Origin of the sequence: Bradyrhizobium sp. 76 (assembly GCF_023073025.1) — a bacterium.
Lineage (GTDB): Bacteria > Pseudomonadota > Alphaproteobacteria > Rhizobiales > Xanthobacteraceae > Bradyrhizobium.
The window spans coordinates 1-7,351 of sequence record NZ_JADPIS010000158.1; the positions used below are offsets into that span (position 1 = coordinate 1).

Here is a 7,351-nt window from a genome sequence, read left to right on the forward strand (position 1 = left end):
CATCGCAATGCGCGCCGACAAGACCGACCAGAGCTTCACTTCAATGATCTATCTGGCCGCGGCCGCGATAAACTCCAGATGAATCCCAACAGACCCTAGAACAGCTCGCGAGCCTGCGATTGGAGCCGAGGTGCGTTAGCATCTCACCCGATGTCCAGCGATTTGGCCTCGAGTTGCTCAACTTAACCTGAGGTTTACGGAAAAGATTTGGTGAGCGTGCTGGTGATCGAGCCCGTCCGATAGCGCCGATCGCCATGCTCGGGCAAGTGCCACGTTGTCCTTCGAAGCGAGGCGCGCCTCGTACTTCGAGGGGCGCTGCGGTCCTAATGCGGTCCAAAACCCGCGCTGAGGGGGAGGATCACAGCGGGCCTCCTCAGCGATAATGGGCTTAATCGAACAGCTTCATCTGGCTTCCACGTCGTATTAGAAACCTGGATGTTTGTCACGAATTATGACCAGGTCCAAGCAATCGGAATGTCGTGATAAGCCCTGCGCGACTGCTTGCTTGCCGGAGGCAAGGCCACGCCAGCCTCGCAACCTGATTGGCCGTAAATTTTGCACATGAGGCTCAGCCTCCGTAAGCGAGGGCTATGAACCGCCGCGAAACCATGCGGTGGCATCGGGCCAGGAGCTGGGCGGCACATCGTAATTCGATCTGACCGAGGCTTGTGCGCATTCGGAATCTGACCGCGACAAAATCCAGGTCGCATCACCTTGCCTTATTCGACAGTTACCGATTTCGCGAGATTTCGGGGTTGGTCGACGTCCGTGCCCATCAGGATGGCCGTGTGGTAGGCCAGAAGCTGCACCGGAATCGCATAAACAATCGACGTAAACGTCGTATCCATCTCCGGCAGCACAATCGTCGCGAGTGAATCCATGGATACCTCTGCGGCTCCCCGAGCGTCCGTTATCAAGATAATCTTGCCGCCGCGTGCGGCGACCTCCTGCATGTTCGAGATGGTTTTTTCGAACACCCGGTCGCAGGGAGCAATGACGATTACGGGAACGCTCTCGTCGATTAAGGCGATCGGGCCGTGCTTGAGTTCTCCGGCCGCATAGCCCTCGGCGTGAATATAGGAGATCTCCTTCAGCTTCAGTGCCCCCTCCAGGGCCAATGGAAACGACGTGCCGCGACCAAGATATAGCACGTCACGCGATTTGGCGATGTCGCGTGCGAGCTTCTCGATCTGCGGCTCGCCGGCAAGCGCCGCGGTAACCAGCCGTGGAATTTCGATCAGCGCTCGCACGAGATCGACCTCGTCGCTCTCCGGCAATTCACCGCGCGCCTTGCCAGCAGCAACCGCAAGCGCCGCAAGGACGACCAGCTGGCATGTGAACGCCTTGGTCGAGGCAACGCCGATTTCAGGTCCGGCGAGCGTCTGCAACACTGTCCCGCTTTCGCGCGCAATGGTCGAACTCAGTACGTTCACGACAGAGAGGGTATGCAGGCCTTGCGATTTGGCATAGCGGAGCGCGGCCAGCGTATCGGCCGTCTCGCCGGACTGCGAGATGAAGATAGCAAGATCTCCCTTGCGCATCGGCGCCTCACGGTACCGAAATTCGGATGCGACATCGAGCTCGACCGGAATACGAGCCAGCCGCTCGAACCAGTACTTGCCGACATGGCCGGCGTAGCCTGCCGTACCGCAAGCCGTGATCGAGATATGTCCGATCTCGTTGAAGTCGAACGGAAGCTCCTGCGGCAGTGCCACGCTCTCGGTGGCGATATCGACGTAACGCGCCAGCGTCTGCCCGATCACCTCTGGCTGTTCGTGGATTTCCTTCGCCATGAAGTGGCGGTAGTTTGCTTTGTCGACGAGAACCGACGACGCGCCAGATTTCATCACCTCCCGGCGGACAACTGTGCCTTGTGCGTCGTAGACCACGCTGAAGTTGCGGTTGAGCACAGCCCAATCGCCGTCCTCAAGGTAGGTGATCAAGCCGGTAAGGGGCGCGAGCGCGATAGCATCCGATCCGAGATACATTTCGCCTTCTCCATGTCCGATCGCAAGTGGTGAGCCCTTGCGCGCACCGATCATGAGGTCGTGTTGACCCTTGAACAGGATTGCAAGCGCAAACGCGCCGACTAGCCGCGGCAGCGACGCTTTTACGGCCTCCTGCGGCGAGCAGCCATCTTTCAGATAAAAGTCGATGAGATGCGTCACCACCTCGGTGTCTGTTTCAGAGGCGAAACAGGCGCCATGCTGTTTTAGCTCCGCTCGCAGCTCGCGGAAGTTCTCAATTATGCCGTTATGGACGACTGCAACATTGTCCGTTGCATGGGGATGAGCATTGTGCTCCGTCGGCTTGCCGTGAGTAGCCCAGCGCGTGTGCCCAATCCCGACATGGCCTGAGAGCGGATGGCAGCGAACGCGTGTCTCAAGGTTCCTCAGCTTGCCCTCGGCGCGTCGAAGCTCGATATGGTTTCCTTTGAGCGTTCCGATACCCGCTGAGTCATAGCCACGATATTCCAGTCGCTTCAGTGAATCGATCAGACGATCCGCGACCGGACCGCGCCCCAAGATGCCGACAATTCCGCACATTTAGTCAGTTTACCTCAAGTTCAAAACAGAGCGTCCCGCAAGGCGCGCCTGACCAATTCGCTCGCTTTAGTTATCCGCCAGTCTAGCCGTGCCTGCCCTCCATCGGGCACGCGGCACCCGGAGGTGCTCGAACTCCAAGAAAACGTGGAGCCCTGTCGAATTCGCCGGGAGATCCTAAAGCAACTGTCTGGCAATCGCACAATGAGCGCCGTCAGCAGTTAGCAGCTGCATGAGGCTCTCGTTTTGTCCGATGTACCCGATACGGCCAAGAAGGCCCGGTAGGTCTGGCGCATTCCATCTACAAGCCATGTCCTCGCGCGCCAGCCGAGGCTTGCGAGACGGCTGACGTCGAGCAGCTTGCGCGGAGTGCCATCGGGGCGCGACGTGTCGAAGGCAATCTCGCCGCTGTAGCCAACGACCTCGGCGACGACACGGGCGAACTCGGCGATGGTGATGTCCTCGCCTGTGCCGATATTGATCAGCTCCGGTCCCGAATAGCTCTTCATCAGGTGCACGCAGGCATCCGCCATGTCGTCAACATAAAGGAACTCGCGCCGTGGCGTGCCGGTGCCCCACACGGCGACACTCTTTGCGCCCGCGACCTTCGCCTCGTGGAAGCGGCGGATCAGCGCGGCAACGACATGGCTCAATTCGGGATGATAATTGTCGCCGGGGCCGTAGAGATTGGTGGGCATCACGCTGATGAAGTCGCTGCCATACTGGCTGCGATAGGCTTCCGCCATCTTGATGCCGGCGATCTTGGCGATCGCATAGGGCTCGTTGGTCGGCTCCAGCGGGCCTGATAGCACCGAATTCTCGCGCAGCGGCTGTGGGGCTAGCTTCGGATAGATGCAGGACGAGCCCAAAAACATCAGCTTTTCGGCGCCGTTTTGATGCGCGGCCTGGATCACGTTCGCAGCAATCGTGATGTTGTCGTAGATGAACTCGGCCCGCAGCGTGTCGTTGGCGACGATGCCGCCGACTTTTGCGGCGGCGAGGAAGATCACATGCGGCCGCGTTTTCGCGAACCATTCGAACACGGCCGTCTGGTTGCAGAGATCGACCTCGCGCCGGTCGACCGTGACGAGCTGCACGTCCTCCCGCGCGAGCCGGCGCGCAATCGCGCTGCCGACCATACCGCGATGGCCGGCGACGTAGACGCTTTTGCCCTTCAGCTCAAACGGTGCGCTTGCCATGGGCCGCCTCCCGTTTTGCTTCCGCCAGATCGCTTGCCATCATCTCCTCGACGAGCTGGGCGAACGTGTGCTTCGGCTTCCAGCCGAGCACCTGATGCGCCTTGCTGGCGTCGCCGACGAGGAGATCGACCTCGGTGGGGCGGAAATAGGTCGGATCGATCTTCACCACCGTCTTGCCGCTCGTCTCATCGACGCCGGTCTCCTCGACCCCTGCTCCACGCCATGCAATGCGGCGGCCGAGCTGGGCGAACGATAGCTCGACCATCTCGCGCACCGAGTGCATCTCGCCGGTGGCGAGCACGAAATCGTCGGGCTTGTCGGCTTGCAGGATCTTGTGCATGCCCTCGACGTAATCGCGCGCGTGGCCCCAGTCGCGCTTGGCTTCGAGATTGCCGAGATAGAGCGTCTCCTCCAGCCCGACCTCGATACGGGCGACAGCGCGCGTGATCTTGCGGGTCACAAATGTCTCGCCGCGGATCGGGCTCTCGTGGTTGAACAGGATGCCGTTGCTGGCGAACATGCCATAGGCTTCGCGGTAGTTCACCGTGATCCAGTAGCCGTAGAGTTTTGCCACGCCGTAGGGCGAGCGCGGATAGAACGGCGTGGTCTCCTTCTGCGGGATCTCCTGAACGAGGCCGTAGAGCTCGGAGGTCGAGGCCTGGTAGAACCGCGTCTCCTTCTCCATGCCGAGGATGCGGATCGCTTCCAGCAGCCGCAGCACGCCGATCCCATCGGCATTGGCGGTGTATTCGGGACTCTCGAAGCTGACCGCGACGTGGCTTTGGGCGGCCAGATTGTAGATCTCGGTCGGTCGGATCTGCTGCACCAGCCGGATCAGATTGGTCGAGTCCGTCATGTCGCCGTAGTGCATCAGGAACGGCACGTCCCCGAGATGCGGGTCCTGGTAGAGATGGTCGACCCGCGCAGTGTTGAACGAGGACGAGCGCCGCTTGATGCCGTGCACGACATAGCCGAGCGACAGCAGATATTCGGCCAGATAGGCGCCGTCCTGTCCAGTCACGCCGGTGATTAGGGCGACCCGCCGTTTGCTCTCTTGGTTTGACAAATCGTTGCTCTGCGCAGGCTAATGTCGGTCCCCGATCGACGACGTCAATCGCGTCTGGCCTCTTCGAATGCGGAAGCGTCACGCTCTCGAACGGCCGAGTTCTGGACTCTGTATAGGCATTGCATCAATCGCTCAACTGTACGGAGGTAACCTTCCACATCGAAAGGGTTTTGAAGGACTATACGAAAGTTTGTAGTCCGGAAGATTCCGTTCGGCCTTCGTCAGGCGTTTCTCGGCGTCGGCGCGACCAATGAAGTTGCGTCGCGGATGGGAGGTAAGCAGACCCGTTTGGCCGAGAAGCGTTCCACAGTCCCTTCGTGGTCAACTCGCACGTTGAGCCAGCGAGTTTCCCTCATTTCGTGTCCTTGCATTAGAGTGTTCCAATCTTGCTGTTCATCCAGTGCAACCGCGAGCAAGCCGGCCAAACAAAGCATTGAAATTCGTTCTCTGTCGCGCAGTACTTGTCATCGTCGATCATTTCGGGACAATCAAGTTGGTGATCTGGCAAGCAAAAGTGAAGGCGCGCATACTGTCTCCGTGCTGTTTGAGTTCACAGAAAAACGCTGGATGAATGAGGCCAGTGCTATATGGGACCTCAAGGGCTTTATCGCGACGATTAGTGTGTCCTGCGCCCCCGAAGGGCGAATTCAGTAGCGAAAGGCATCTGGCGGCTCATTGCTCGCGAGTGGCCACGGAATCAACAACAATGGTGCGTTTAGCGGGCGGACGATATGGCTCACAAGATCAGTGCTCGGTTCGGCGACCATTCCGCCGGGGGTGTTTTCCGCGCTCGCAAGCATGTCTTCGGGCCGGCCGTAGTATGACCAGGCAAAGCCCGCATGTGGGTGAATAAGCCGCCTCGAGCACGTGCCGCTGCCATTGAAACTGGCGGTTTGCTGGTCCCGAGCGCAACTTCTCTTGTCGGCAAATTCCGGTTCTTGAGCAAGCGTTCTGCGGATACCAGCCTGAGCTGACGGATTAACTGCGTTCTACCTCGGCAGAAAAAAGTCGGATGAGCTGCTCGCGGAGAGTGGATAGGTCGACCCGGGCCATTAAACCAAGTGCCCCCGCTCGAATGCGCCGAAAGCAGCGTAAGCTTTAGAGGCGCGTCTCGAAATGGATGGCCGGCTTATCGGGTTCGAACGCGGTGTTGCCCTCAATCAAGGTGCCGAGATCAATCTTCAGTCCCTCGCGGGTATAAACTTCCACATCATCTCTTCCAAGGCGCTCACATGAGCTTCTCAATACTCGCTCGTCAGGTCTTGATGGGCCTCATTGCCGGATCGGCGTTCGGCTCTTGGGCAATCGTCAGGCCTGCACCTCGAGCAGATCCAGCTCGCGGATCTATCGGCAGCTCTCTTGCTCCCGCGATGACCGCTACCCATGCCTAGCACTTGCGCGGCCTCGTCTCGGATTACTGTTGTTCATCTAGTCTGCTTTCGTTCAACGAGGCTGCGTCCGTCCGACCATGGCATGACGTGCATTCGGGAATGGTGATAAGCGCACCACGATGACAGCTTTTGGCGAGGCCCCGTCACAACGGGGGCGCCGCACATATACGCGGCTCCCGGATCGCCATTCTTGAAACCAACAATGGCCCGGCATTGGCCCTCACAGTGATCGACGAGCAAGACCCTGTTGGATCTATCGGGTCCTCTCACATGACCGCTCCGGGATACCGCATCAATCTCGCCGCGGCTGGTTTGGAACTCAGTACCCGCAAACGTATTTGGCAGCCTCCCAGGCTGGATTGGTCCTTCTTACATGTGGGCGATCTTGTCTTCATAGGGCCGGCGATTGCGTGGACAGGACAGAAAGTGCGTTCTTCGGCTGAGCGCGATCCTCAGCCGCTTTGGCAGAAGACCTCTCATCGCAAGCGGTCGGCCTGCTCCGCTGGAAGCAGCCGAACATTGGTGCTCCCTAGCTGTGCACTCTACAATCTGACGCTACGTATGATTCAATCCCCCTCCGAGCTTATCGCGTGAATATGTCGAACCCTTATTCGTTTGCCAGGAGCCAGCCGCAAGACGAGCAGGGCGGGAGGCGCTTCACCAAGGCAGTGGCTTTGGCTATCAATCGTCTGCGGAAGGCGCAGCTCAGGTCCGCTCGAGTGTGCGCGCATAGCTACCCCCAGCTGTGAGACTGCTCGTCGGCGGCCACGAGTGATCAAGCGAATCAATCAAGCTTACTTGAATGTGTGGATAGGAGGTGCCTTGGCGACGGAATCGATCGGCCATGGCCGGAATGCTCTGGCGAGTCTGTGCGAATTGGCTTTGTCTATCCAGCCGAGCTCTCCCGCTGTCACCATCGTAATGGGGCTGCTTCCCGGGAGTTGTCGGTGCCGCGGCGGCTGAGCAGAATTGGAAACGAGATTAATCGGCAGCGCGTTAACCTGGTCAAAGAGCCAAACTCCCGTCAGGTAACCCAACAGTGACTTCGCCGTTCTAGGGTCTGTTGGGATTCATCTGGAGTTTATCGCGGCCGCGGCCAGATAGATCATTGAAGTGAAGCTCTGGTCGGTCTTGTCGGCGCGCATTGCGATG

The 7,351-nt window shown here is 59.1% G+C and carries 3 protein-coding genes; all 3 read right to left on the bottom strand.

The window, feature by feature from the left end:
* Positions 1 to 719: 719 nt before the first annotated feature.
* Positions 720 to 2,546: a glutamine--fructose-6-phosphate transaminase (isomerizing) gene (gene glmS / locus IVB48_RS40590; protein ID WP_247340039.1), complete on the bottom strand. Its 1,827-nt coding sequence runs from the start codon at positions 2,544 to 2,546 to the stop codon at positions 720 to 722.
* A gap of 218 nt (positions 2,547 to 2,764) precedes the next feature.
* Positions 2,765 to 3,742 carry a GDP-L-fucose synthase gene (locus IVB48_RS40595; protein WP_276001279.1) on the bottom strand — a complete coding sequence of 326 codons (978 nt, stop codon included), beginning with the start codon at positions 3,740 to 3,742 and terminating at the stop codon, positions 2,765 to 2,767.
* Positions 3,723 to 4,808: a GDP-mannose 4,6-dehydratase gene (gene gmd, locus IVB48_RS40600; RefSeq protein ID WP_247408853.1), complete on the bottom strand. Its 1,086-nt coding sequence runs from the start codon at positions 4,806 to 4,808 to the stop codon at positions 3,723 to 3,725. Before gmd ends, IVB48_RS40595 begins: the two co-directional genes overlap by 20 nt.
* Positions 4,809 to 7,351 lie beyond the last annotated feature (2,543 nt).

Coding starts and splice junctions, on each gene's coding strand:
- glmS (WP_247340039.1), bottom strand. CDS start 2,546: ATGTGCGGAATTGTCGGCATCTTGGGGCGCGGTCCGGTCGCGGATCGT.
- IVB48_RS40595 (WP_276001279.1), bottom strand. CDS start 3,742: ATGGCAAGCGCACCGTTTGAGCTGAAGGGCAAAAGCGTCTACGTCGCC.